This is a genomic window from Streptomyces sp. CC0208 (assembly GCF_003443735.1).
Classification (GTDB): domain Bacteria; phylum Actinomycetota; class Actinomycetes; order Streptomycetales; family Streptomycetaceae; genus Streptomyces; species Streptomyces sviceus.
This window is the reverse complement of record NZ_CP031969.1, coordinates 1,917,071-1,941,832: the sequence shown is the minus strand read 5'-3', so window position 1 is coordinate 1,941,832 and position 24,762 is coordinate 1,917,071. Positions and strand designations below refer to the sequence as shown.

The following is a 24,762-nucleotide window of genomic DNA, read 5'->3' as shown; positions in this document are numbered from 1 at the left end:
ACCGTCCCGACGTCACCGCCAACGGCACGACGCTACCGTCCCGACGCCGACGCCGACGCCGACGCCGACGCCGCCACCGGCCCGCTCCGCTAGACGGGCCGTCGCAGCACCGCCATGCTGCGGTCCACCAGCGTCAGCCGGTCCCCGGCCTGCACCTTCGCCCCCGTGCCCGGGGGCACCCCGTCCGGGACGGCGGTGTCGACCACGACCTCCCACTGCCGGCCGTGGTTGACCGGCACCACGAAGTCCAGCGTCTTGGGGGAGGCGTTGAACATCAGCAGGAACGAGTCGTCGGTGATCCGTTCCCCGCGGGGGCCGGGCTCGGAGATCGCGTTGCCGTTGAGGAAGACCGTCAGCGCCGAGGCCTGCGCCCGGTCCCAGTCATGCTGGGTCATCTCCTTGCCCTGGGGGGTGAACCAGGCGATGTCCGACAGCTCGCCGTGGGTCCCCTCCACGGGCCGCCCGTGGAAGAAGCGACGGCGCCGCAAGACCGGATGGTCCTTGCGCAGCCACACCATCGCGCGCGTGAAGGCCAGCAGCTCGGCGCCGAGCCCCGCCGCCCCGTCCCCGGCCTCCTCCGGCCACTGGACCCAGGCCAGCTCGCTGTCCTGGCAGTAGGCGTTGTTGTTGCCGCGCTGGGTGCGCGCGACCTCGTCGCCGTGGCTGATCATCGGCACGCCCTGGGACAGCATCAGCGTGGCGATGAAGTTGCGCATCTGGCGGGCGCGCAGCTCCCGCACCGCGGGATCGTTGGTCTCGCCCTCCGTCCCGCAGTTCCAGGACCGGTTGTGGCTCTCGCCGTCGCGGTTGTCCTCGCCGTTGGCCTCGTTGTGCTTGTCGTTGTACGAGACGAGGTCGTGCAGGGTGAACCCGTCGTGGCAGGTGACGAAGTTGATCGAGGCCAGCGGACGCCGGCCGTCGTCCTGGTAGAGGTCGGAGGAACCGGTCAGCCGGGACGCGAACTCCGCCAGCGCGCGCGGCTCGCCCCGCCACAGGTCCCGCACGGTGTCGCGGTACTTGCCGTTCCACTCGGTCCACAGCGGCGGGAAGTTGCCCACCTGGTAGCCGCCCTCGCCGACGTCCCAGGGCTCGGCGATCAGCTTCACCTGGGAGACCACCGGGTCCTGCTGCACCAGGTCGAAGAACGACGACAGCCGGTCCACCTCGTGGAACTGCCGGGCCAGGGTGGCCGCGAGGTCGAAACGGAAGCCGTCGACGTGCATCTCGGTGACCCAGTAGCGCAGCGAGTCCATGATCAGCTGAAGGACGTGCGGGGACCGCATCAGCAGGGAGTTCCCGGTGCCCGTGGTGTCCATGTAGTACCGCTGGTCGTCGGTCAGGCGGTAGTACTGCGGGTTGTCCAGGCCCTTGAAGGACAGTGTCGGGCCCAGGTGGTTGCCCTCGGCGGTGTGGTTGTAGACGACGTCCAGGATGACCTCGATGCCGGCCTCGTGCAGCGCCCTGACCGCCGACTTGAACTCCAGGACCTGCTGGCCGCGGTCGCCCCAGGAGGCGTACGCGTTGTGCGGGGCGAAGAAACCGATCGTGTTGTAGCCCCAGTAATTGTTCAGGCCCATGTCGACCAGGCGGTGGTCGTTCACGAACTGGTGGACCGGCATCAGCTCCAGGGTGGTGACGCCGAGCTCCACCAGGTGCTCGATGATCGCGGGGTGCGCGAGGGCGGCGTAGGTGCCGCGCAGCTCCTCGGGGAGCCCCGGGTGCCGCATGGTGAGGCCCTTGACGTGCGCCTCGTAGATCACCGTCTCGTGGTACCCGATCCGCGGCCGCCGGTCGTCGCCCCAGTCGAAGTACGGGTTGACCACGACCGACGTCATGGTGTGCGGCGCCGAGTCGAGATCGTTGCGCTTGTCGGGCGAGTCGAAGTGGTAGCCGTACACCTCCTCGCCCCAGCGGATCGAACCACTGATCGCGCGCGCGTACGGGTCGAGCAGCAGCTTCGAGGAGTTGCAGCGCAGGCCGCGCTCGGGAGCGTACGGGCCGTGCGCGCGGAAGCCGTAGCGCTGTCCGGGCATCACGCCGGGCAGATACGCGTGCCGGACGAACGCGTCGCTCTCGCGCAGTTCCACCGCCGTTTCCGAGCCGTCGTCGTGCAAAAGACACAGCTCTACTCGGTTCGCGGCTTCGGTGAAGACCGCGAAGTTGGTACCGGCGCCGTCGTACGTGGCACCGAGTGGATACGCCTCTCCAGGCCAGACCTGCATGCAACGACTCTTTCAGCTGTCCCGCGCCACGTGGGGCCCCTTGGCCCCGAGTGTCCCCGAAAGTGATGGAACCACCTATGACTTACGTCCCTCTTACCGATCGACCGGTGCGGAGGGCGATTACATAACCGCTCTTTGCCGAAATATCGGGGCATACACATACTCCCGGACATGCCCGGGGAGTAGGGGGAAGATGTGCGCAAGATAGTGCACCGCCACCTCGGGAAGGTGGTGGCAGGTGCGGCCATCGCGGTGGCCGGGACCGCCGTGATGGTCGGGATCACCCTGCCGGGGACGGCGGGGGCGGACGACACCGGAGGCGGCAAGGCGGCCTCGGGACAGTCCGCGGCGCAGGCGGGCGGGGGCGCGGACGGGGCCGTCACGCCCGGGGTCGTGGAAAAGGCGCCGGCCGCCGAGGGTGCGAAGGGCAAGGGCCGCGACCCGCTCACCGACGACGAGATCCAGCGGGTCGAGCAGATCGCCGTGAACCCGCAGCTGCTCAACACCAGTGAGGACGTCGAGGGCGACCGCGGCCCGGAACGCCTCACCGTGGACCTCGCCGATCCCAAGGTCGACGAACTGGACGACCCGAACGCGCCCCGCCGCGCCAACGTGACGTTCTACGACTACCGGGACGACACCCTCGTCACCAGGACCGTCGATCTCGACAGCGGCAAGATCGTCGCGACCGGCACCCAGCACGGCGTCCAGCCGCCGCTGAGCAGCGCCGAGTACGCGGAGGCCGCGAGCCTTCTGATCGCCGACCCGCTCGGCGCGGACCTGAAGGCCGACTACAAGGACGCCACCGACAAGGAACTCACCGACCCGAACCAGCTGCTGCTCACCGGCGCCGTGTACCGGGCCGTCCCGGGCGGCCAGCCCGCCGTGCTCGACAAGTGCGGCGAGCACCGCTGCGTGCGGTTGTTCCCGAAGGTGAAGAACGGCCCCTGGATCGACGCCAGGGCCTTCGTGATCGATCTGAGCGCCCGCAAGGTCGCCAAGCTCGAGAGCTGATCCGCCTCCCTCCGTCCACTTTTCCCACCTGCTCCTTCCGCAAGGGAGTCATTCCTTCATGCGTGTCAACAGAATCAGCCGCGCGCGCAGGCACGCGGCCCTCGGCGTGTCCGTGGCCGCGCTGGCCGCCGGTGTCACGACCGGTGCGGGACCGGCCGCCGCCCAGCCCAAGGCCGCCGCCCCGGCCGCGGCGGAGTGCAGCAGCGCCTACAAGATCGAGCAGACGCTCTCCAGCGGTACGACCTGGCGGATGTGCTGGCGCTACGACAGCAAGGCCGGGCTCGTCCTGGAGGACATCTCCTACCAGCCCAAGGGCGAGACCGCGCCGATCAAGGTCCTCAACAGCGCCAGGCTCGGCCAGATCCACGTCCCCTACGACGACGGCAGCGTCGAGTACGACGACCTGACGGGCTTCGGCTTCGCCCAGGGCCTGATGAACCTGGACCCGGGCGAGTGCCCCGGCGGCACCATCAAGAGCGTCAAGGTCCCGGACTCCTGGGACCCGGACCACGAGAACGTCAACGGCCTGTGCACCACCACCCGCTCCCGCGGCCACGCCTACCGCATGCAGGGCGACAGCGCGAACAAGGTCTACCAGGCGCAGGGCAAGGACCTGCTCGTCTACTCGGTCAACCAGGTCGGCTGGTACGAGTACATGACCGAGTGGCGCTTCCAGGACGACGGCACCATCACCATGAACCTCGGCGCGACCGGCAGTCTCTCCTACGAGGACTACGACGCCGGCGACGGCCGCGGCTGGCCCATCGGCAAGGGCCCCCGCGCCCAGGCCACCAGCCACAGCCACAACGCCTTCTGGCGCCTGGACTTCGCCCTCGACAGTTCCTCCAAGAACCGGGTCGAGCAGTACGACTCCACGGTCACCGCGGCCGCCCAGGGCCAGCAGACCGCCACCGTCAAGACCACTCGCACCCCGGTCACCAAGGAACTCGCGGGCGACGCCAAGAGCTACCGCTGGTGGCGCATGGTCAGCGCGGTCGGCAAGAACAAGGACTGGCACTCGCGGTCGTACGAGATCGTCCCCGGTCCCAGCACCAAGTACCCGGCACGCTCCTTCACCAAGCACGACGTGTACTTCACCGAGTACAACCCGTGCGAGCAGTTCGCCAGCAACAACCCCGGCAACTGCGGAGCCGGGGCGGGCACGTCCGTCGACAAGTGGGTCAACGGCCAGACCCTCACCCACCCGGTGGTCTGGATGAACGTGGGCTTCCACCACGTCGCCCGGGACGAGGACCAGCAGCCCATGCCGGTCCACTGGCAGGGATTCTCCATCGCCCCCAGGGACGTCACGGCTATGAACCCGCTCACTCCGGCCGAGCTCGCCGGGCAGAACGGCCACTGGGAGCCCGGTAGTTGAGATTGACCCTGTCCATCCGGCTGCACCGCCGACCGCTCCCGGAGTACCCTTCCTTGATCGTTGGGTGGGGCGGAACCCCCGGGTGATGCCGGGGGAGCGGAAGGCGGTGCGCGGGTGGGCTCGGGAGGGCTGGAGTTGCCCCCTGGTGACGAGGGTCACGAGGGGAACTCCGCAGACGCCCCGCCCGGCACGGTGTCCCTGGCTCGGCCGATGGACGCGGGAGCGACGATCGGGCCGGAGCTGGACTGGGACGCCGACGCCTGGCGCGAGGTACGGACGCGCGCCCAGCGGGCGGGCCGTGCCTACATCTGGCTGAACCTCGTCGAACAGCGGCTACGGGCTGTCGTGGCCGCTGTTCTGCGTCCCATCTACGAACCCGTCCACGGCCACGACGACTGGGTGGTCGCGGCCGCCGGACCCGCCGGACAGGAGTGGGTCCAGCGCGCGGTCGCGGTCCGCGAGGTCAGCCGCCGCAAGGGCTATCTGCTCGACCCCGCCGACGACAACGTCCTCAGCTTCCTCACCCTGCCCCAGCTGCGCGAGCTGATGGTGCAGCACTGGCCCTGCTTCGAGCCCTACTTCGACGACCGCCGGGACGTCGAACTGGCCCTGGACGAGCTGGAGGTGACGCGCAACGTCGTCTCCCGCAACCGGGCCCTGTCCGAGGCGGTCCTCGGCCAGGCCGAGCGCGCGGCCGCCAAGCTGCTCGAGATACTCGGCGCCGGCGGCGACGTGCCGTCCGCCCGCCGACTGCCGGTCGACGCGGTCGAGGACCTGGTCGGCGACCGGTACGCCGACGTGGTCGCCGTACATCCCGACCGGGTGCGGCTGTTGCGCCAGTTCCCCGCCGAGGACATCTTCGGCGGCGCCCGGCGCCTCGACGCCGTGGGCATCGGCCTGAACCTCCTCGTGCAGAACTTCTCCGGCCGCCGTCTGGTGCGGCTCGCCGAGGGCGGCTGCCGGGTGCGGCTGCTGTTCCTGAACCCGGCCTCCAGCGCGGTCAAGCGTCGCGAGCGGGAACTGGGCCTGAAGCGCGGCGAGTTGAGCCGGGCCGTCGAGATGAACATCCTGCACATGCGCCGGGTGCGGTCCAGGCTGCGTGATCCGGGCGCCTTCGAGATCCAGGTCTACGACGACACCCCGCGCTTCACGGCCTACCTCGTGGACGGCGACGGCTCGGACGGGATCGCGGTCGTGCAGTCCTATCTGCGCCGGTCGCGGGGCATGGAGGCACCGGTCCTCGTGCTGCGCAACGGAAACCGGTTGGTCAAGGCGGGCGATGTGGACGACAGCGGTCTCTTCCCCACCTACCGCGAGGAGTTCGAGACGAACTGGGCGGATTCGCGTCCGGTGTCCTGAAGTGTCCCCGGTTTCCGGTGTGTCGGCGATGCCAAGCGGAATGCGGTCCTCTGATTGTCAGTGGCCCATGGGAAGGTGGAGACCACTGGGGGAAAGCACCACCAAGAAGGGGGACCGCCCATGGGCTGGCACCGAGAGCTGCTGATCGGCTTCGACCTGGAGACCACCGGCACCGATCCGCGCGAGGCGCGCATCGTCACGGCTGCCGTGATCGAGCTCAGGGACGGGCAGTCCCTGGGGCGCCGGGAGTGGCTGGCGGATCCGGGCATGGAGATCCCGGCGGACGCCGTGGCGGTCCACGGGATCAGCAACGAGCGGGCGGCCGCCGAGGGCCGCCCCGCCGACCAGGTCGCCGACGCCATCGCGGACGTCCTCACGACCTACTGGAAGACGGGCGTCCCGGTCGTCGCCTACAACGCCGCCTTCGACCTGAGCCTCCTCTCCGCCGAACTGCGCCGCTACGGCCTGCCGTCCCTGCGTGAGCGCCTGGGCGGCCTCGACCCCGCACCGGTCATCGACCCGTACACCATCGACCGCTCGGTGGACCGCTACCGCCGAGGCAAGCGCAACCTCGAAGCGGTCTGCACGGAGTACGGCGTCGCGCTCGACACCGCCCATGACGCCTGTGCCGACGCGCTCGCCGCGGCCCGGCTGGCCTGCGCGATAGCCGTGCGCCACCCGAAGGTCGCGGCCCTCGGACCGGCGGAGCTCCACCACCGCCAGATCGAGTGGTATGCCGAGTGGGCGGCGGACTTCCAGAGCTTCCTGCGCCGCAAGGGCGACGCGACGGCCGTGGTCGACGGCGTCTGGCCGCTGCGCGAGCCGGCCGACGAGACGGTGTGAGAGGGCGTCACCCCGGCAGCGAATCCGACAGCGGAGGACTCGCGACGGGCTCCACCCTCGGCTTCGCCAACCGCTCGTAGTCGGCCCCCGACATGCACAGCGACCGGTCCAGCCGGGCGGCGTTGAAGTACAGCCGGGGCTGCTTCACGACCTCCGGATCGGCGACGACCTCCAGCTCGGGATCGAAGCTGAACGGCAGGACCGTACCGGGGATCGCGCGGGCCAGCCGCTCGGCGGTCTGCGCATCGCTGAACCCGACATAGCGCGCGGCGAACAGCGCCCGGACCGCGTCCAGGTCCACGCGCCGGTCCCCGGGGACGACCGCGAGCACATGCCGGGTGGTCCGGCGGTCCACCTTGACCCGCAGCACGATGCACTTCGCGGCCTCGGAGGCGGGATGCCCGCGCAGCGCGCACACGGCGTCGGTGGTGCCCTCGGGTGCGTGGTCGATCAGCTGGTAGTCGACGGAGGAGGCGTCGAGCAGGGAGATCAGACGGTCGTGGGTGTCGTGGGTGTCGGTGTCGGTGTCGTAGGCGTCGTCGCCGGGCATCGGGTGTCCTCTTGGGTGGGATGAACTGCGGTGCGGGGCAAGGCGGTTGCGCGATGGGCACGCTCCACGGACTGCCCCCAGTAGGTGCCGGCGATCATCATGACCGCTCCGAGCCCGGTCAGTGCGGTGAAGTGCTCGCCGCCCAGGGCGACCCCTGCCGCCGCGGCCCAGATCGGCTCGGTGCCCAGCAGCAGACTGGCCCGGCTGGCCGAGGTGCGCTGCACCGCCCAGGTCTGGGCGAGGAAGGCGAACACACTGCAGAACAGGGCGAGATAGAGCAGTTGTGTCCAGGTGGCCGGGGCCGCGTGGGCCAGGGCCGGAAGACCGTGCGCGGCCAGGGGGAGGAACAGGACCGTGCCGACGAGGGTCTGCACGGTCGTGAGGTGCAGCGGCCGTATCGCCCGGCCCGCGGTGAGCCGTCCGACGAGTGCGACATGGCCGGCCCGTACGACCGCGGCGCCGAGCATCAACAGGTCGCCGAGGCGGGGCGCGTGGAAGCCGTTGCCCGCCATGAGGAGCCCGACGGCCAGAACGCACACACCGGCGGCCGCGTAGAACACCGGCGGCAGACCGCCCCGGTGACCGGTGCGGTCGAGAAGGGGCGTGAGGACGATGGTCAGGCTGATGATGAGGCCCGCGTTGGCGGCGCTGGTGTGGGCGACGCCGTAGGTCTCGACCACGAGGACGGCGGCCTGGGTGAAGCCCAGGGGTACCCCCGCCCGCAGCTCCTCACGGGTCCACCGGCGCGGCCCTCGCCCGGGGAAGGCGACGACTCCCAGGCAGGCGAGCGCGGACAGGGCGTAGCGGACGAGGAGCACCAGCAGGACAGGGAGGGCGGACGTCGCTGTCTGGGCGGAGAGATAACTCGAACCCCAGACGATCGCGACCAGCAGGAGTACCACGTCGGTACGGCGGGCGTCGGACACCCGCCCACCCTGCACCGATCCGTCTCTGAAGCCTAGATCCAGCTTCTTAAACGATCTTTTAGTGCTTCTACACTGTCGTGGTGGACGAACGACAGCTGCGGATCCTGCGGGAACTCGGCGAACTGGGCAGCGTCACCGCGGTCGCCGAGGCGCTGCTGGTGACCCCGTCGGCGATCTCGCAGCAGCTCAGGCTGTTGCAGCGTTCGGTCAGGGTGCCGCTGACCGAACGCGACGGCAGAAGGCTGGTGCTCACGGAGGCCGGTCAGGCGCTGGCGGCCGCGGCCATCGAGGTGGAGACGGCGCTGGCTCGCGCGCGGCACACGGTCGAGGAGTTCGTGGACCGGCCCGGCGGCGAGGTCTCGGTGGCGGCCTTCCACAGCGCGGGTGCGGCCTTCTTCCCCCTGCTGCTGCGCGCCCTCGCCGATCCCGGCGCCCCCGTGCCCAGGCTGGCCGACGAGGACGTGCCGCAGGAGGACTTCCCGCGCCTGACCCGCGAGTACGACATCGTCCTGGCCCACCGCCTCGACCACGCCCCCGCCTGGCCGCCCACGGTGACGGCCACCACGCTCCTGCGGGAACCCCTGGACGTGGCCATGCCCGCCGACCACCCGCTGGCGGCCAGGCGCCGGGTGACCCCGGCAGACGTGGCCGACGAACCCTGGATCACCGTCCACGACGGCTTCCCGGTCATGGCCACCATCGAGGCCATCGCGGCGGCAGCGGGGCGCCGCCTCCACCTGGCCCATCGCATCAACGAGTTCGCCGTGGCGGCAGAGGCGGTGGCGGCGGGCGGCGGCCTGGCGTTGATGCCCCGCTGGACGATGCGCCGGCATCCGGCACTGGTGTTGAGACCCTTGAGCGGCGTCCAGGCGAGACGTCACATCGACGCGCTGTACCGCCCGGAGAGGACGGCGAGGAGGGCGGTGCGCTCGGTTCTCACGGAGCTGAGGTCGGCCGCCCTGCTGATTCGGGGGGAGTCGACTCCCTAGGGGCGCCCACCGGTCAGAACGAATACCACCGCACCGTCTCGTCGCCGTCCCGCAAGGACGCGACCCGCCTCTCGAACTCGGCAAGAGCCCTGGGATTCGACGGTGCGTGCTGAGCCACCCACGCACAACTGGCCGTCTCCCGGGCTCCCCGAAGCACCGCGCAGCCCTCCCACTCCCGCACGTCCCACCCGTAAGCGGTGGTGAAGGAGTCATAGGCCGCCGCAGGCAACCCGTACCGGTCCCGGGACAACACCATGACCACCAGATCGTGCTCCCGCAGATCCGAGGAGAACGTCTCCAGATCGACGAGAACCGGCCCGCCCGGCCCCACATGGACATTGCGGGGAAGCGCGTCACCGTGGATCGGCCCCGGCTCCAGATGAGGTGTCACCGCAGTCGCGGCCGCCGCGAAACCGTCCCGCCGCTCACGGAGGTACGCCGCGTCAGCGGGGTCGACCGCATCGCCCGCAAGCCGCAGCCACCGCTCGACACCCCCCAGCAGCTCACGGGGAGGCAACTCGAAAGGCGGGGCCGGCAGCGCGTGCACCACACGTAGGACTTCGGCCAAATCCCGCGCCTCGGCGGGCCGTACGGCGTCGGGAAGCCGGTGCCACAACGTCACCGGGTGGCCCTCCACCAACCGCGCCTTCGGCTCGGCCGCCCGCACCGCCGGCACCCCCGCCTCCGCGAGCCACCCGGCGATGTCCAGTTCCCGGCGTGCCCGGTCGAGGAGCTCGGCGTCGCGTCCCACCTTGACGACCAGGTCACCGGCGGCGAACACGGCGTTCTCCCCGAGGGCGAGCAGCTGCGCGGACCCCGCCGGCAGCCCCGCCGCCTCCAGTACGTCCCGCGCCCGTGTCTCGTCCATCGTCCGGCCTCCCGGTTCTGACATGTCCCGCATGCCTGTGCAGTGCCACCGCGCACGGCGTCGAGTTCGCGCCATCGCCCGGTCAGTCTCGCATTCCCACAGGTGGGCCGGTGTGCGCGCTGCCTTGACGGCGCATATCCCCTTCACGACCATGACGGAGGCCCAGGCCGGGAGGGCCGGATCGTCACGAGCCGCGCGAAGGAGTCGATGACGTGACCTTGGTGACCGCGACGGAGCGGCCGGCGCGCGGCGCTCCGCGGGCCGAGGGCGACCGGCGCCCTTCCGGTCAGGGGGCCTGGTTCCTGGTGCTGCCCGCGCTGATCCCGATCCTGGTGCTGAGTGTGGGGCCCCTGCTGTACGGGATTTTGCTGGCCTTCACCGACGCCCAGTCGGGCCGGACCCGGGCCACCCAGTGGATCGGCGGCCTCAACTTCCAGGACCTGCTGCACGACACGCTGTTCTGGGAGTCGTTCCGGATCGGTCTGGTGTGGGCGGTCGGCGTGACCGTGCCGCAGTTCCTGCTGGCGCTCGGCCTCGCCCTGCTGCTCGACCAGGACCTCAAGCTTCGCTGGCTCGCCCGCGCCCTCGCGATCATCCCCTGGGCCATGCCCGAGGTCGTCGTCGGTGTCATGTGGCGCCTCGTCTACAACCCGGACGCCGGCGTGCTCAACGAGACCCTGCGCACCCTCGGTCTCGGCGACGGCCGTGACTGGCTCAGTGGTCTGTCCACCGCTCTGCCCGCCGTGATCGTCGTCGGCGTCTGGGCAGGGATGCCTCAGACGACGGTCACCCTGCTCGCCGGCCTCCAGAACACCCCGCGCGAACTCCACGAAGCGGCCGCGATGGACGGCGCGGGCGCCTGGCGACGATTCCGCACGGTCACCTGGCCCGCCCTCAGACCGGTCGCCCTCGCGATCACCGCGCTCAACTTCATCTGGAACTTCAACTCGTTCGCGCTGGTCTACGTGCTGACCAGCGGGGGACCCGGCGGCCGCACCCGCCTCCCCATGCTCTTCGCCTACGAGGAAGCCTTCCGCTACGGCCAGTTCGGGTACGCGGCCGCGATGGGTCTCGTGATGGTCGCGGCCGTCTCCGTCCTCCTGGCCCTCTTCCTCACGGGCCGCCTCAAGGGGGGTGACCAGACATGAGGACCAGCACCTCCGGCCGCGTCGGCCAGTACGCCGCCCTCCTCGCCTATCTCGTCTTCCTCGCCTTCCCCTTCCTCTGGCTGGTCTCCACCGCCTTCAAGTCCCCCCGGGAACTGGGCAGTCTGCACCCCACCTGGATCCCCCGGGATCCCACGCTCGACAACTTCCGGCAGGCCTTCGACGAACAGCCCCTGCTGCGCGCCGCCGGAAACTCCCTGCTCGCCGCGCTCGCCGCCGCCGTGATCGCCGTACTGATCGCGACCCCGCTGGCCTACGTCATGGCCCGCCACCGCACCCGGCTCGCGAAGGCCGCGACGGGCTGGGTGGTGGTCAGCCAGGCGTTCCCGCTCGTGCTGGTGATCATCCCGCTGTTCCTGGTGCTGAAGAACCTGCGGCTGATCAACTCCCTGGTGGGTCTGGTCATGGTGTACGTCGTGTGGGCGCTGCCGTTCGCGCTGTGGATGCTCGTCGGATACGTCCGTGCCGTGCCGGCCGAACTGGAGGAGGCGGCGGCCGTCGACGGGGCCGGGCGCCTCAGGACCCTGGTGTCGGTGACGGCGCCGCTGCTCGCGCCCGGGATCGTGGCGACGGCTCTGTTCGCGTTCATCACCGCGTGGAACGAGTTCTTCTTCGCGCTCGTGCTGCTGAAGACCGCGGACAAACAGACCCTGCCGGTCGTCCTCACCCACTTCATCGGTGCGGAGGGCGTAGCCGACCTCGGTCCGCTGGCGGCGGCCGCCTTCCTCGCCACGCTGCCCTCGCTGGTCATCTTCGCGATCATCCAACGCCGTATCACGGGGGGCATGTTGACCGGGGCGGTGAAGAGCTGATGCGCGCACGATGGTTCGTGGGAGTCCTCCTCCTGATCCTGACCGGGTGCACCGGTACGGGCCCCTCCGAGGACGGTCGGATCACCCTCCGCTTCCAGTCGCTCGCCTGGCAGGAGGACTCGGTGGCGGCCAACCAGGAGCTCGTGAAGGAGTGGAACGCGACCCACCCCGGCATCAAGGTCGAGTACGTGCAGGGAAGTTGGGACAGCGTCCACGACCAGTTGCTCACCTCGTTCGAGGGCGGCGAGGCGCCCGACATCATCCACGACGCCTCCGACGACCTCGCGGACTTCGCCTACGGCGGCTATCTCGCGGATCTCGAGAAGCTGCTGCCCGAGCGGCTGAAGTCGGACATCGCGCGACGGAGTTGGCAGACGGCCACCTTCGGCGACGGTGTCTACGGCGTGCCCTTCCTCCAGGAGCCGAGGGTCCTCGTCGCCAACGCAATGTGGCTGAAGGAGTCCGGCGTCCGCATCCCCACCCCCGAACACCCATGGAGCTGGGCGGAGTTCAGGAGGATCACCCGGCAGCTCAGCGGTGACGGCAAGTACGGCGTGGCCTGGCCGCTCAAGGAACCCGTCTCCGCGACCCTCAACCTGTCGCTGTCGACGGGCGGACAGCTCTTCCACCGGGGCGCCGACGGAAAGGTCGCCATCCGTTTCGAGAAGGCCGACGAGACCGTGCCCCGCACCATCCACGACCAGGCGAACACCGACCACAGCGCCTCGCCGACCACGCTCGGCAGCGGCGGCTCCGACACCCTGCCCGGCTTCTTCGGCGGCAAGTACGCGATGGTCCCGCTCGGGTTCTCCTACCGTCAGCAGATCGCGCAGCAGGCGCCGATGGGCTTCCGGTGGCAGGTGCTCCCCGCCCCGGCCGGCGCCGACGGACTCACCCAGGGCGTCAGCCCGCAGACCCTGTCCGTCGCCGAGGACTGCCCGCACAAGAAGGAGGCCGCCGCGTTCATCGACTTCCTGCTCCGGCCCAAGAACATGGTCCGGCTGGCGCTGGGGGACTGGATGCTGCCCACCGGGACCGAGGCGCTGAAGAACCCCGCCCTGCACACCGCCAAGGACGGCTGGGCGACGGGCACGGCTCTCGCCTCCCGGCTGAGCCCGGCGCCCGCGCAGTCCGTCCGGGGCTACCCGGAGTGGAAGGACAAGGTCGCCACCCCCGCCTTCCAGGAGTACTACAGCGGGGCGATCGGCCTCGGTGAGCTGCGGAAACGGCTGGAGGATGACGGGAACCTCGTGCTGGCCCGCTACCAGCGCTGAAAAACCGGTTGGCCCGGCCGGCCGGGCCGCCCTAGCGTTCCGTCCGTGGCAGCGAACAACGCGATCCGTTTCTCCGGTCTCGGCCGGGGCTTCACGCACTCCGTACGGATGCGTCGTGGTCCCGGAGCCCTGACCGGCCCGGGGAGCCACATCCGCCGCTGATCACCCGCGGCCAGGTTCATCCCGTACGCACTTCTCCTGTCTTCCGGTCAGGGCCTTCGTCTGCCCTTCTCCCGCTCCCGGAAGACAAGGACCGCAGGCCATGGCCCGCCCCTCGCGCGTCTCTCGCGCGCTCTCGCAGAACTTCCTCACCGACCGTGCGGCCGCGGCGCGCCTCGCGAGGCTCGCCGTACCCCGTCCGAAAAACCCGCTCCTGCTTGAAGTCGGCGCGGGCAAAGGCGCGTTGACCGAACTGCTGGCCCCGCGCTGTCGCACGCTGCTCGCCTACGAGATCGACGAACGGCTCGTCCCCGTGCTCGCCGCCCGCTTCTCCGGCACACCACAAGTGCGCGTGATCGGCGGGGACTTCCTGGCGGCCCGCCCGCCGCGCACGGCCTTCTCGGTCGCCGGGAACGTGCCGTTCTCCCGTACCGCGGCGATCGTCGACTGGTGTCTGCGGGCCCCCGCGCTCACCGACGCGACCCTTCTCACCCAGGTGGAGTACGCCCGCAAGCGCACGGGTGACTACGGGAGTTGGACCCTGCTGACCGTTCTGAACTGGCCCCGGTACGAGTGGCGCCTGGCGGGGCTGGTCGGGCGGCGCAGCTTCCGGCCCGTTCCGCGCGTGGACGCGGGGATCCTGCGGATCGAGCGGCGCGGTGTCCCCCTGCTCCCGCCCGGTGCGCTGCCGGGCTGGCGGCACCTGGTGGAACTCGGCTTCTCAGGGGTCGGGGGCTCGCTGCACGCGTCCCTGTGCCGGGCCCATCCACGGCGCCGGGTGGACGCCGGCTTTCGCGCCGCCCGACTCGACCGGGACGTACTGGTGGGTGAAGTGGCGCCGGAGCGGTGGCTGCGACTTCATGAGGTGCTGGCGCCATGAGCGGCACACCGAGCCTCGTTCAAACAAGTTGCACGAGACGTCTCGTCTCGTGCAGGCTGTGGTCCATGACCTCACACATCGCCATGTTCTCCATCGCCGCGCACGGTCACGTGAACCCCAGCCTGGAGGTGATCCGCGAGCTCGTGGCGCGCGGGCACCGGGTCACGTACGCCGTTCCGCCCCTGTTCGCCGAGAAGGTCGCCGAGACCGGCGCCGAGGTCAAGCCCTGGAACTCCACACTGCCCGGTCCCGACGACGACCCGGCGGCCTGGGGCAGCGAACTGCTCGACCACGTGGAGCTCTTCCTCGCCGACGCGATGCAGGCTCTGCCACAGCTCGCCGAGGCGTACCAGGGCGACGAACCGGATCTCGTCCTGCACGACATCACCGCCTACCCGGCCCGCGTCCTCGCCCACCGCTGGGGTGTGCCCGCGATCTCGCTCTCGCCGAACCTCGTCGCCTGGGAGGGCTACGAGGAGGAGGTCGCCGAGCCGATGTGGGCCGAGCCGAAGAGCACCGAACGAGGGCAGGCCTACTACGCCCGCTTCCAGGGCTGGCTGCGGGAGAACGGGATCGGCCTGGACCCCGACGCCTTCGTCGGCCGCCCCGACCGCTCGCTCGTCCTGATCCCCAGGGCGCTCCAGCCGAACGCCGACCGGGTCGACGAGAGCGTGTACACCTTCGTCGGCGCCTGTCAGGGGGGCCGCGGCGCCGAGGGGGAGTGGCGGCGGCCGGTCTCGGCGGAGAAGGTGGCCCTGGTCTCGCTCGGCTCCTCCTTCACCAAGCGGCCCGACTTCTACTGGGAATGCGTCCGGGCCTTCGGTGACCTCCCCGGCTGGCACCTCGTGCTCCAGATCGGCCGGCAGGTGGACCCGGCCGAGCTGGGCGCCGTACCGGAGAACGTCGAAGTGCGCTCCTGGGTACCGCAGTTGGCGATCCTGAGGCAGGCCGACCTGTTCGTCACGCACGCCGGCGCGGGCGGCAGCCAGGAGGGGCTGGCGACCGCCACGCCGATGATCGCCGTACCGCAGGCCGTGGACCAGTTCGGCAACGCCGACATGCTCCAGGGCCTCGGGGTCGCCCGCCGGATCGACACGGAGGACGCGACGGCCGAGGCGCTGCGCGAGGCCGCCCTCGCGCTCGTCGACGACCCCGAGGTGGCCCGCAGGCTCAAGGAGGTCCAGGCGGAGATGGCTCAGGAGGGCGGCACGCGCGGGGCCGCCGACCTCATCGAGGCGCAACTGCGCGCATGAGTGAGGGCCCGTTGGCACCCCAGTTGCCAACGGGCCCTCGGTACAAGGGAGTTCAAGACCTGCCTCGCAGGGGTCAGACCCGCAGCGGCTCACCCTCGTCGTCCCGCGCCGCGGGCGCCGCCACGGCTTCCGCGGCCTCGTCGTGGGTGAGGTCGGGCAGCCGGTGCAGCCACTTCGGCAGGTACCAGTTGCGCTCGCCGAGCAGCGCCATGACCGCCGGGAGCAGCACGCCCCGGATGATCGTCGCGTCGATGAGGACCGCGGCCGCGAGGCCCACGCCCATCTGCTTCATGGACTGCATGGACAGCGTCCCGAAGATCGCGAACACCGCGACCATGATGACGGCGGCGCTGGTGACCACACCGGCCGTGGTGACCACGCCGTGCTGGATCGCGTCCTTGGTGCTGCGGCCCCGCAGGTGCGCCTCGCGGATTCGCGAGACCACGAACACGTGGTAGTCCATCGACAGGCCGAACAGGATCACGAACAGGAACAGCGGCAGCCAGGTGATGATGGCGCCGACGCCCTCCGCGCCCACCAGCGACGCGCCCCAGCCGTGCTGGAAGACCGCGACGAGGATGCCGTAGGCGGCGCCCACCGACAGCAGGTTGAGCACGATCGAGGTGATCGCGACCGTCAGCGAGCGGAACGACAGCAGCATCAGCACGAAGGCGAAGACCACGACGAACGCGAACACCGGGACGACCGCTCCGGCCAACTGGTCGTTGAAGTCCTTGGAACCGGCCACCTCTCCGGTGATCGGCGCCTCGACGCCGTCGACCTTGCCGAGCGTGGCAGGCCGCACCTCGTCACGCAGCTTGTCCAGGCTCGCGCCCGCCTTGTCGAGGTCGGAGCCGCCCACCAGCGGGACGTACACGAAGGCGAGGTTCTGCGCGTCGTGCAGCTTGATCTCGACCGGGCCGCGCGAGGCGCCCGAGGAGATCGCCTTCGCCTTGAAGTCGGCCAGCGCGGACGTGACTTCGGGGGCGTTGATGTCGGCCGCCTTCACGACCACCTCGGCCGGTTCGGAGCCGCCGGGGAAGGCGTCGTTGACCCGGTTGTAGGTCTGCACGATGGGCAGTGAGTCGCCGAACTGCTGGTCCAGGGTGAGGTTCTGGGTCTTCATGCCGAGCGCGGGCGCCGCGATGGCGAGCAGTGCACCGGCCGCGACCACGACCGAGACGGCCGGCTTCGCGAGGACACCCTTCAGCACGGCGGTCCAGAACCGGCTCTCCCGGTTGCCGCCCCGCTTGCGGCGCAGCCGGCTCTCCGGGTGCAGGAAGGGGATCTTGCCCTTCTCGACCCGCTCGCCCAGCAGCGAGAGCAGTGCGGGCAGCACGGTGATGGAACCGATCATCGCGACCGCCACGACCATCAGTGAGGCCAGGCCCATCGCCTCGAACTCGGCGAGCCCGGTGAAGAGCATGCCCGCCATCGCCACACACACCGTGACACCCGAGACGATGATCGCGCGGCCACTGGTGGCGGCGGCGATCCGCAGAGCGGTCTGCGGGTCCCGCCCGGCCTGCCGTTCCTCGCGCTCACGGCGCAGATAGAACAGGCAGTAGTCGACGCCCACGGCCAGACCGACCAGCAGCATCACCGAGTTGGCGGTGTCGCTCATGGGCATCACATGGCTGACGATGCCCATCAGCCCCATGGTCGCCATGATGGCGCTGACGGCCAGAAGCACCGGCAGGAAGGCCGCGACCAGTGCGCCGAAGGCGATGAGCAGGATGCCGAGCGCCACCGGGACCGCGGAGAGCTCGGCCTTCTCGAAGTCGTCGCCGAACGCGTCGGAGAACGTCTTCATCATGCTGGCGCCGCCGATCTCCTCGATCCGCAGCGACCCGTGCTCCTTCTGCACCCCCTCGACGGCCTTCAGTACTGGCTCCACCCGGTCCCCGGCGGTGTCCGCCTCGCCGCGCATGTCGAACTGCACGAGCGCGCTGCGGCCGTCCTTCGAGATGGTGTGCGTGTCGTACGGCGAGCTCACGTCGGTGACCTTGCCGGTGCCCTCGACCGCCTTCACGACGGCGGCGACGGCGGCCCTGAAGTCGGCGTCGGTCGCCTTGGTGCCGGCGTCCTTGGCCTGGATCAGCACCGACTCACTGGCCGGCTCGTCGATCCCGGCGTCCTCGATGATCTTCGCGGCGGTGTGGGTCTCTCCCTTGAGCTGGTCGCTGTCCTTGACGTCGACCCGGCCCGCCGCCGAGCCGAGTCCCATCGCCAGGACGACGAACAGCACCCAGATACCGACAGCAGCCCATCGGTGGCGTGCGCTCCAGCCGCCGGCCCTGGCGGCCAGGCCACGCACCTTTGTGTCTCCGTTCCCCATGACGGGCTTGCCCCCTTGTGAGCGGTGGCAGCCCCCTGCCGCCACCTTTCCTCTCGAAGGTATGAGCTGGATAAACCCGTCTCGTCGTGCTGCCCGGTGAAGTGCGGGGGCCGTCGGCTCCTCCCAAGGGACCGCGCGCCCTCCGCACTGGGGAGGACCGTGACCCTTACATCTAACGAACGTTGTGCGGGGCGGTGATCAGGGTCCGCGCGCACCCCGTCCTAGGGTGTGCGCATGACGACGACCTACGCGGCACTGCTGCGCGGAATCAACGTCGGCGGCAGCAGGAAGGTCCCCATGGCCGACCTGCGCGCGCTGATGGAAGGCCTGGGTTACGACGGTGTACGCAGCTACCTCCAGAGCGGCCAGGCCGTGTTCACCGCCGACCACGGCGACGAGGAGTCCCTGGCCGCCGAGCTCACGGCCGCGATCGAGAAGCGGTTCGGCTTCCCGGTCGACGTGATCGTCCGCGATCACGCCTACCTGAAGGCGATCGTCGACAACTGCCCCTTCCCGGCAGCCGAGCTGGAGGGCAAGCAGCTCCACGTCACCTACTTCTCCGCACCCGTGGACGCGGACCGTTTCGCGGAGATCGACCAGGCCGCCTACCTCCCCGAGGAGTTCCGCCTCGGCGACCGCACCCTGTACCTGTACGCCCCGAACGGCCTCGGCCGCTCCAAGCTCGCCGAGCACCTCTCCAAGCCCCGCCTGAACAAGGGCCTGATCGCCACCAGCCGCAACTGGAACACGGTCGTCAAGCTTGTGGAGATGACGACGACGGCGGGTTGAGATCCGCCACAGTAACTTGCCGCGTCCATGCAAGCACCGTAGGTTGACAGACGAAGCAAGGGCTCGACGGCGCGCCTCGATGTGGATCTCGGCAGGGTCCGGGGGACGGAGAGACGCATGGTGAGCCCAGAAGTGCGGTGCGCGCGGGGACTTGCGGGACGGTCGGCATGAGCGGAGTGAACCTCGTGACGGTCGTCACGCTCCTCGGTGGCACGGCGTGGACGCTCCCCGCACTGGTCCGGCAGCGCTTTCGTGCTCCGATGCGGCTGCATCTGTGCCTGTCGATGTTCCTGCTCGGCATGGGAAACCTGCTGGGCCAGTTCCCCGGTCACGCGTTACTGGACGGCTTCACCTTCACCGGGTTCACGAAACTCACGTACAACGCGGCGATCCTGACCGGGCTCTGCCTCATGATCGGCTTCCTGCGTGAGTACCCGCTGCAACGCCGGTCCCTGGGCACCAGGGGCGAAGTGGTGCTCTGCCTGAGCTGCCTGACCGCGATGGCCGTCCTGACCGCGTCGCTGCCGCCGGATCTGCGCAACCACTCGCTGGCGGCGCCCTACCTGGACGACTGGCGCGTGCGCGCGTTCTACGACATCGGCGGTGTCTACCTGGTCTTCGGATACGCCACCTGTGCCCTGATCGCCGCTCGTCACGCCCGGCGCGGCCAGCCGCTGCGCCGCATCTCCCTGGGCACCGTCTCCGCCGGGCTGCTGGGGCTCTCCCTCAGTTGCGCCTTCCGCATCCTGTGGGTCAACTGCCGTGCGTTCCGCGGCTTCGGGCACCACATCACGTACGCGAACGCCTTTCTCTTCGGTCAGGTGGCCGCCATCGCGGTGTGCGCGGGACTGAGCCTGCCGTGCCTGGCCAGCACGGTTCAGTTCCTGCGCGAGAGGTCCTGCCACCGGGCCCGGTTCCGGGGCCTTGAGGAGCTGTGGCGGCGGCTCGCGGAGCTCTATCCGGAGCTGGTGCTCGACCGCGCCCCCCGGTACCGGCGGCGGCCGCCCCTGGACTACAGCTCGGTCGTCTACCGCCGATACGTGGAGTGCCGGGACGGGCTCACCCGGCTCAGCCCCTACCTGCGCCAAGCGGCACAGGAAACGCCGTCGGCGGCCGGGACCCCGACCGGGCCGGACCTCGCCCGCCTGGTCGACCGGGCGCTGCGCCTGCACGGCGACACCGACCTTGAGGACGGCGCGGCTTCGGCGCCGTCGGTCGTCGTGGACCCGGGCGGAGGCCACGACGCCGACTACGAGAGCGATCTCGCGGGACTGATCGAGCTCTCCCGCGGCCTTGAGGAGCTGCGCACGGCTGCCCCGCGGTCGCGCTCCCGCGTGGTCGCCTCGGGACACCCCGGCGGCACCCTCAGCCGGAACTCCGAGCGACCGGGACCGCGACCGGCCCCGGAGCCGTCCGCGGTGTCCGGTCGCGGGGACGGGCCCAGCGGCGCATGACCGGGCGTTCCACGCAGACCATCAGCAGCCAGCCCAGGGCCAGGGTGACCAGGAACAGGGCGAGCAGTTCGAGTACGCCGCCGAGCAGACCGTACGTCCTGTTGTCCAGTACATGGACCCGGCCGTAGTACAGGACCACGTACTGGGCCAGGTAGAAGCCGAAGGACACCTCGCCCAGCCACCGCATCGTCCGGCCGCTCAGCAGGGTGCGCCGGCCGTCCACGTCGGCCAGGGCCACCGCGCAGACCAGCACGGCGACCGGAACGATGGTGGCGACGGTGAACCCGTACAGGAACGGCACGTTCAGCGCCAGCGCGTAGCCCGCCACCACCAGCGCGAGCGCGGCGGTCAGGGGAACGCGGGGGAACCGGCCCGCCAGGACCAGCCGGGCCAGGAGCATGCCGAGGACGAACTCGAAGAGCCGGCCAGGAGGGAAGTTGTAGCCGAGCCAGAACTGGAGGGACGAGATGGGGAACCCCTCGGGCGTGCGCGGCTGGTCCGGCACCAGCAGGTAGACGGCCGTCTCCAGAGCGAGCATGCCGACCACGGCGGCGCCGGCCCAGGCCCACAGCCGCTCGGTCCTGATCCGCCGGACGGGCCCGATGAGGAACGGGAAGAGCAGGTAGAAGAGCAGCTCACTGCAGAGCGACCAGCTGGGCGCGTTGACGCTGATGTAGATGTCGTGCTGCGGGAACCACGAGTGCAGCAGGAACAGGTTCGGCAGCCACGAGGTGAGCGGGGTCGTCGCCCCGGCGAAGAGCAGCATCGCCAGCGCCCACATGGCGACGTGGTTGGGGAAGATCTTGAGCAAGCGGCGCCGCCAGAACCCGGTGACCGTGTCGTCGCGTCTGCTGGACCACGTCAGGACGAAGCCGCTCAGGACGAAGAAGAAGGACACCCCCATCCAGCCCGCCTTGCTGAACAGCCACTGGAAGCCCTCGGCCTGACCGCGGTCGGCGAAGGGGTTGGTCAACGGTTCGAAGAACGAGGAGTGGAAGAAGAAGACCAGGGCCGCCGCGATGAACCGCAGGCCGGTGAGCGAGGGCAGGGGTGCCGGACGTCCGGCAGGGGCTTCACCGGCGGATGTGCCGGTCTGGACGGGGAGTGGCGCGGTCACCACGGCTCACCTCTCAGGGGATACGGCGATGGGAAGGGTCTGCGGGGTACGACGGGCCGCGCGGCGCAGGCCGAGCACGAGCAGCGCGCCCGACGCGGTGAGTGCGGCGGCCCCGACGGGGACGGCACGGGTGCCGGCCGCGGACTCGGTGAGCAGGCCCCCGAGCCACGAGCCGAGCGCCGCGCCCAGGCCGAAGGCGGACATGTTGGCGGTCAGGGAGAGCGTGGGCGCGTCGGAGGCCTCGGTCAGCACCTTGGCCTGGAGGCCGGGGATCAGGGCGAAGGTCGCCAGCGAGAACAGCACCAGGGCGAACGCCCCGGCGAGGCCGTACGGGGCGAGCAGCCACACCAGCAGGCATACGGCCGTCAGGGCCCAGGACAGCTGTCCGACGGCCCGGTCGATGCCGCGGTCGGCGAAACGTCCGCCGAGCAGGTTCCCCACGATCGAGCCCAGCCCGTAGGCGAGCAGCACGGCGGGCACCCACCGCCGGGGGAGACCGCCCACGCCGGTCAGCAGCGGCACCATGTAGGTGATCAGCGTGAACATGCCGGCGGAGCAGAGCACGGTGGCGCCCACCGTGCCCCAGACGCTCGGGCGGCGGAACACCCGGGCCTCATGGGCCGCGCTGACGGTCGGGGCGGGGGTGTCGGGCACCCAGGCGAGGACCAGGCCGATCGCCACCGTGGCCAGGGCCGCGACGACGCCGAACGGGGCACGCCAGTCGTAGTGCTGGGCGAGGAAGGAGCCCATGGGCACGCCGAGGACGGTGGCGAGGTTGATCCCGAGCTGGGTCGCGGCCACGGCACCGCCGCCCTTGCCCGCCCCGACCATGTTCCCCGCGGTCACGACACAGACCGCCATGAAGGTGCCGTGCACCGCCGCGGTCACCACCCGGCCGGCCATCAGCACGCCGAAACCGGGCGCCAGGGCGCAGACGGCGTTGCCCAGGACGAAGACCGCGAGGAGGGCCACGAGCAGGGTCTTGCGGCGCACCCGGGTGGTGAGCGCGGTGACCGCGGGGCCGCCGACCACCATCGTCAACGCGTACGCGGTCACCAGCAGTCCGGCCGTGGCGATGCTCACGGCGAGGTCGGCGGAGAGGTCGTCCAGCATGCCGCTGGGGGACAGCTCCGCGGTGCCGACGCAGAAGATCGCGAGGATCAGCGCGGCGAGTCGGAACGGCATGGGTATGCACCTTCGGTCGTGCGGGGCGGTGACGGGGAATCAGGCGGTGCTGGCGGGAATCAGGCGACGGTGGCGGCGTCGGGGGCCTTGGGCCGGGTGCGGGACCAGCGCCGTACCAGCGGCTTCTCGATCCAGGCGTACATCGCCCAGGAGGCCAGGACCGCCAGCGCGCACTCGGCGACGGCCAGCGCGATCACCGTCGGGACGGAGTCGAAGCGGGCGCCGAGCAGCTCGCGTGTCTTGAAGAGCACGATGAAGTGCAGCAGGTAGAAGGCGAAGGAGACTTCGCCGAGCCAGACCATCGCGCGGTTGCGGAAGAGGGTCGGCCGGCCGGACGCGTCCGCGAGCGCACCGGCCGCGATCAGCAGGGCGCACGGCACGAGGCAGACGGCCCGCTGCGCGAACAGGTAGGGCACGCCCGGGAGTTCGGCGATCACATAGCTCGCCACGAGCAGCAGGCCGGCCGGGACGAGGCCGATGTCACGCCACCGGCCCAGCATGACGGCGCGGGCGACCAGGATGCCGAGCAGGAAGTCGAGGAGCCGGGCGGGCGGGAAGACGTAGGCGAACCAGAGGTGGAGGCCGGAGACACCGGGCTCGTTCGACATGTAGACGTCGCCCGCGGGGACGAAGGTGGTGGCCAGCCAGGGTGTGACGGCGACCGCGGCGATCACGCCCGCGATCCAGAACTTCAGCCGCCGCGGCGCGATCCGCCGGACCCCGGCGAACAGCAGCGGGAAGCACAGGTAGAAGAAGACCTCGGTGGACAGCGACCAACCGGGCGCGTTCACACTGAAGTTGGTGTCGTAGTCCGGCACCCAGGACTGCAGCATGAAGAAGGTGACGCCCGAGCGCCAGGCGGCGGTACCGGCCGCGATCAGGACCATCGCGAGCGCCCAGGCGACAAGGTAGTTCGGCACGATCTTGACGTACCGGCGGCGCCAGAACGACCTGGTCGGGTCCCCCTCACGGGCGGACCAGGTGAGGACGAAGCCGCTGAGGACGAAGAAGAAGGTGACGCCGACACCGCCGGCCTGTTCGACCAGCCGTGCGAAGAGGGTGGAGTTGGCGTCGCCGGGCATGAGCCAGCCGGCGGGCAGGGAGACGTGGAACAGGAAGACCAGGAGCGCCGCCGGGAACCGCATCCCCGTGAGGGAGGGCAGCCGGACGACGCCGGGGCGTGGTGCCGCGCCGCCGGACGTGATGGCGCCGTCGGGCGTGGTGGCGGACGGGCGTATGAGCTCGGACGGTGAGGTCTCTTGCATGGCCATGGGCAGGCTTCATTCCTCTGGGGCTCGATGAGTCGCGCGAGCGGGCAGGCGCGCGGGCGCGCGAGCGGGCAGACGGGCGGCCGGACGCCGGTGTCCGGTCGCCCGCCTCGGTTGCGTGCCGGAGAGAGGTCAGTTCAGGAAGGTCCGGATGGCGTCCACCAGCTTGTCCGGCGCCTCGGCCGGCACCAGGTGGCCGCTCTCGATCTCCAGGTAGGTGCTTCCGGGGATCGACTCGTGCAGTTCCCGGGAGTGCTCGACGGGGACCAGCTGGTCGTGGAGGCAGCCGACGACCAGGGTGGGGACGCCGATCTTCGGCAGGAGCTCGCGGATGTCCGCCTCCAGGCCGAGTTCGATCTGGCGCAGAGTGCCCTCCTCGACCGCGGCGCCGCCCACGGCCTCGTGGAACGTGTTCTCGTCCAGGGTCGCCAGGAAGCCCGGGGTGAAGAGCAGCAGGCTGATGTAGTGCGAGTAGAGCTCCGGGTCGACGTCGGCCAGCCGGCGCCAGAGGGTGAACCCGAGACGCTTGCGCAGGTCGTCGTTGCGGGCCCAGCCGGCCACCAGCACCAGTCGGCGCACCCGCTCGGGACGCCGGGCCGCGGCCATGACGGCGACGAGCGCGCCGAGGGAGAACCCGACGATGTCGACGGGCTCGTCCGTGGCCGCGTCGGCGGCACCGAGCACCTGGTCCGCGAGCTGCTCCAGCGTGAGCGGGCTGCCGTCGTCGGTGGTGCCGCCACTGCCGGCGTAGTCGGGGAGGATCACCGTGCGGTGGTCCGTGAACTCCTCCAGCAGATGACCGTAGTTGGCGTCACCGGTGGCGCCGGTGCCGTGCACCAGGAGCAGGCCGGGGCCCTGCCCCTCGGTGCGGTAGTGCACGGTCGCGCTGTCGACGGTCGTATGGGGCATCTCATTGCC

General features: G+C 70.5%; 20 protein-coding genes and 1 pseudogene. 12 read left to right on the top strand and 9 right to left on the bottom strand.

Annotated elements, in window-relative coordinates; all coding sequences use genetic code 11:
• Positions 1-89: 89 nt before the first annotated feature.
• Positions 90-2,222, bottom strand: a complete 2,133-nt coding sequence (glgX, locus tag D1369_RS08845) for a glycogen debranching protein GlgX (RefSeq protein WP_007385496.1) — start codon at positions 2,220-2,222, stop codon at positions 90-92.
• Positions 2,223-2,417: 195 nt separating this feature from the next.
• On the opposite strand from glgX, the gene D1369_RS08840 reads away from it, so the two are divergent.
• From D1369_RS08840 to D1369_RS08825, 4 genes are all read left to right on the top strand, one after another.
• Positions 2,418-3,236: a hypothetical protein gene (locus D1369_RS08840; protein ID WP_007385497.1), complete on the top strand. Its 819-nt coding sequence runs from the start codon at positions 2,418-2,420 to the stop codon at positions 3,234-3,236.
• A gap of 58 nt (positions 3,237-3,294) precedes the next feature.
• Positions 3,295-4,614 carry a copper amine oxidase gene (locus tag D1369_RS08835; RefSeq protein ID WP_037901753.1) on the top strand — a complete coding sequence of 440 codons (1,320 nt, stop codon included), beginning with the start codon at positions 3,295-3,297 and terminating at the stop codon, positions 4,612-4,614.
• A 114-nt stretch (positions 4,615-4,728) separates the two neighbouring features.
• Positions 4,729-5,973 (top strand): SAV2148 family HEPN domain-containing protein, encoded by a 1,245-nt coding sequence (locus tag D1369_RS08830; RefSeq protein WP_082319488.1) that lies wholly within the window; start codon positions 4,729-4,731, stop codon positions 5,971-5,973.
• Positions 5,974-6,093: 120 nt separating this feature from the next.
• Entirely contained in the window at positions 6,094-6,816 is a 723-nt protein-coding gene (locus D1369_RS08825) for a 3'-5' exonuclease (protein ID WP_007385500.1), read from the top strand.
• 7 nt (positions 6,817-6,823) lie between these two features.
• Here D1369_RS08825 and D1369_RS08820 read toward each other — a convergent pair whose 3' ends face one another.
• Positions 6,824-7,366, bottom strand: a complete 543-nt coding sequence (locus D1369_RS08820; RefSeq protein WP_007385501.1) for a YbaK/EbsC family protein — start codon at positions 7,364-7,366, stop codon at positions 6,824-6,826.
• Entirely contained in the window at positions 7,306-8,292 is a 987-nt protein-coding gene (locus D1369_RS08815) for a DMT family transporter (protein ID WP_037901755.1), read from the bottom strand. Before D1369_RS08815 ends, D1369_RS08820 begins: the two co-directional genes overlap by 61 nt.
• Before the next feature lie 80 nt (positions 8,293-8,372).
• On the opposite strand from D1369_RS08815, the gene D1369_RS08810 reads away from it, so the two are divergent.
• Entirely contained in the window at positions 8,373-9,281 is a 909-nt protein-coding gene (locus tag D1369_RS08810) for a LysR family transcriptional regulator (RefSeq protein WP_007385503.1), read from the top strand.
• Between the two features lie 13 nt (positions 9,282-9,294).
• On the opposite strand, the gene D1369_RS08805 is transcribed toward D1369_RS08810, so the two are convergent.
• Complete coding sequence (locus D1369_RS08805; RefSeq protein WP_007385504.1) at positions 9,295-10,149, bottom strand: aminoglycoside phosphotransferase family protein; 855 nt, start codon at positions 10,147-10,149, stop codon at positions 9,295-9,297.
• Positions 10,150-10,361: 212 nt separating this feature from the next.
• On the opposite strand from D1369_RS08805, the gene D1369_RS08800 reads away from it, so the two are divergent.
• From D1369_RS08800 to mgt, 5 genes and pseudogenes are all read left to right on the top strand, one after another.
• Positions 10,362-11,297, top strand: a complete 936-nt coding sequence (locus D1369_RS08800) for a sugar ABC transporter permease (protein WP_007385505.1) — start codon at positions 10,362-10,364, stop codon at positions 11,295-11,297.
• Complete coding sequence (locus tag D1369_RS08795) at positions 11,294-12,127, top strand: carbohydrate ABC transporter permease (RefSeq protein ID WP_007385506.1); 834 nt, start codon at positions 11,294-11,296, stop codon at positions 12,125-12,127. Before D1369_RS08800 ends, D1369_RS08795 begins: the two co-directional genes overlap by 4 nt.
• Positions 12,127-13,401, top strand: a complete 1,275-nt coding sequence (locus tag D1369_RS08790) for a sugar ABC transporter substrate-binding protein (protein ID WP_037901756.1) — start codon at positions 12,127-12,129, stop codon at positions 13,399-13,401. Before D1369_RS08795 ends, D1369_RS08790 begins: the two co-directional genes overlap by 1 nt.
• 262 nt (positions 13,402-13,663) lie before the next feature.
• Complete coding sequence (gene erm, locus D1369_RS08785) at positions 13,664-14,440, top strand: ErmE/ErmH/ErmO/ErmR family 23S rRNA (adenine(2058)-N(6))-methyltransferase (protein ID WP_007385508.1); 777 nt, start codon at positions 13,664-13,666, stop codon at positions 14,438-14,440.
• Positions 14,421-15,693: pseudogene (mgt, locus tag D1369_RS08780) on the top strand (macrolide-inactivating glycosyltransferase). Before erm ends, mgt begins: the two are co-directional and overlap by 20 nt.
• A 73-nt stretch (positions 15,694-15,766) precedes the next feature.
• Here the strand turns inward: mgt and D1369_RS08775 are convergent.
• Positions 15,767-18,031 carry an MMPL family transporter gene (locus tag D1369_RS08775; RefSeq protein ID WP_007385510.1) on the bottom strand — a complete coding sequence of 755 codons (2,265 nt, stop codon included), beginning with the start codon at positions 18,029-18,031 and terminating at the stop codon, positions 15,767-15,769.
• A 234-nt stretch (positions 18,032-18,265) separates the two neighbouring features.
• Here D1369_RS08775 and D1369_RS08770 point away from each other — a divergent pair, with 234 nt between their 5' ends.
• Together D1369_RS08770 and D1369_RS08765 are read left to right on the top strand one after the other, a co-directional pair.
• The gene (locus D1369_RS08770; RefSeq protein ID WP_007385511.1) at positions 18,266-18,820 is read left to right on the top strand and encodes a DUF1697 domain-containing protein; all 555 of its coding nucleotides are present in this window, start codon (positions 18,266-18,268) and stop codon (positions 18,818-18,820) included.
• Positions 18,821-18,987: 167 nt separating this feature from the next.
• Complete coding sequence (locus D1369_RS08765) at positions 18,988-20,274, top strand: MAB_1171c family putative transporter (RefSeq protein WP_202477116.1); 1,287 nt, start codon at positions 18,988-18,990, stop codon at positions 20,272-20,274.
• Here the strand turns inward: D1369_RS08765 and D1369_RS08760 are convergent.
• The 4 genes from D1369_RS08760 to D1369_RS08745 all read right to left on the bottom strand — a co-directional run bounded on the left by D1369_RS08760 (position 20,186) and on the right by D1369_RS08745 (position 24,753).
• A complete protein-coding gene (locus tag D1369_RS08760) occupies positions 20,186-21,391 on the bottom strand; it encodes an acyltransferase (protein WP_205574462.1) in 1,206 nt (401 codons plus the stop codon). The two genes, D1369_RS08765 and D1369_RS08760, sit on opposite strands and share 89 nt — an antisense overlap.
• A 6-nt stretch (positions 21,392-21,397) precedes the next feature.
• Positions 21,398-22,576, bottom strand: a complete 1,179-nt coding sequence (locus tag D1369_RS08755) for an MFS transporter (RefSeq protein ID WP_007385514.1) — start codon at positions 22,574-22,576, stop codon at positions 21,398-21,400.
• A 59-nt stretch (positions 22,577-22,635) separates the two neighbouring features.
• Positions 22,636-23,847: an acyltransferase gene (locus D1369_RS08750; protein WP_037901764.1), complete on the bottom strand. Its 1,212-nt coding sequence runs from the start codon at positions 23,845-23,847 to the stop codon at positions 22,636-22,638.
• 129 nt (positions 23,848-23,976) lie between these two features.
• Positions 23,977-24,753 (bottom strand): alpha/beta hydrolase, encoded by a 777-nt coding sequence (locus tag D1369_RS08745; protein ID WP_050789775.1) that lies wholly within the window; start codon positions 24,751-24,753, stop codon positions 23,977-23,979.
• Positions 24,754-24,762: the final 9 nt, after the last annotated feature.

Bases quoted from the DNA above. Each gene is read 5' to 3' on its own strand.
- glgX (WP_007385496.1), bottom strand. From the start codon at position 2,222: ATGCAGGTCTGGCCTGGAGAGGCGTATCCACTCGGTGCCACGTACGAC.
- D1369_RS08835 (WP_037901753.1), top strand. From the start codon at position 3,295: ATGCGTGTCAACAGAATCAGCCGCGCGCGCAGGCACGCGGCCCTCGGC.
- D1369_RS08825 (WP_007385500.1), top strand. From the start codon at position 6,094: ATGGGCTGGCACCGAGAGCTGCTGATCGGCTTCGACCTGGAGACCACC.
- D1369_RS08820 (WP_007385501.1), bottom strand. From the start codon at position 7,366: ATGCCCGGCGACGACGCCTACGACACCGACACCGACACCCACGACACC.
- D1369_RS08805 (WP_007385504.1), bottom strand. From the start codon at position 10,149: ATGGACGAGACACGGGCGCGGGACGTACTGGAGGCGGCGGGGCTGCCG.
- D1369_RS08795 (WP_007385506.1), top strand. From the start codon at position 11,294: ATGAGGACCAGCACCTCCGGCCGCGTCGGCCAGTACGCCGCCCTCCTC.
- D1369_RS08790 (WP_037901756.1), top strand. From the start codon at position 12,127: ATGCGCGCACGATGGTTCGTGGGAGTCCTCCTCCTGATCCTGACCGGG.
- erm (WP_007385508.1), top strand. From the start codon at position 13,664: ATGGCCCGCCCCTCGCGCGTCTCTCGCGCGCTCTCGCAGAACTTCCTC.
- D1369_RS08775 (WP_007385510.1), bottom strand. From the start codon at position 18,031: ATGGGGAACGGAGACACAAAGGTGCGTGGCCTGGCCGCCAGGGCCGGC.
- D1369_RS08770 (WP_007385511.1), top strand. From the start codon at position 18,266: ATGACGACGACCTACGCGGCACTGCTGCGCGGAATCAACGTCGGCGGC.
- D1369_RS08765 (WP_202477116.1), top strand. From the start codon at position 18,988: ATGAGCGGAGTGAACCTCGTGACGGTCGTCACGCTCCTCGGTGGCACG.
- D1369_RS08755 (WP_007385514.1), bottom strand. From the start codon at position 22,576: ATGCCGTTCCGACTCGCCGCGCTGATCCTCGCGATCTTCTGCGTCGGC.
- D1369_RS08750 (WP_037901764.1), bottom strand. From the start codon at position 23,847: ATGGCCATGCAAGAGACCTCACCGTCCGAGCTCATACGCCCGTCCGCC.
- D1369_RS08745 (WP_050789775.1), bottom strand. From the start codon at position 24,753: ATGCCCCATACGACCGTCGACAGCGCGACCGTGCACTACCGCACCGAG.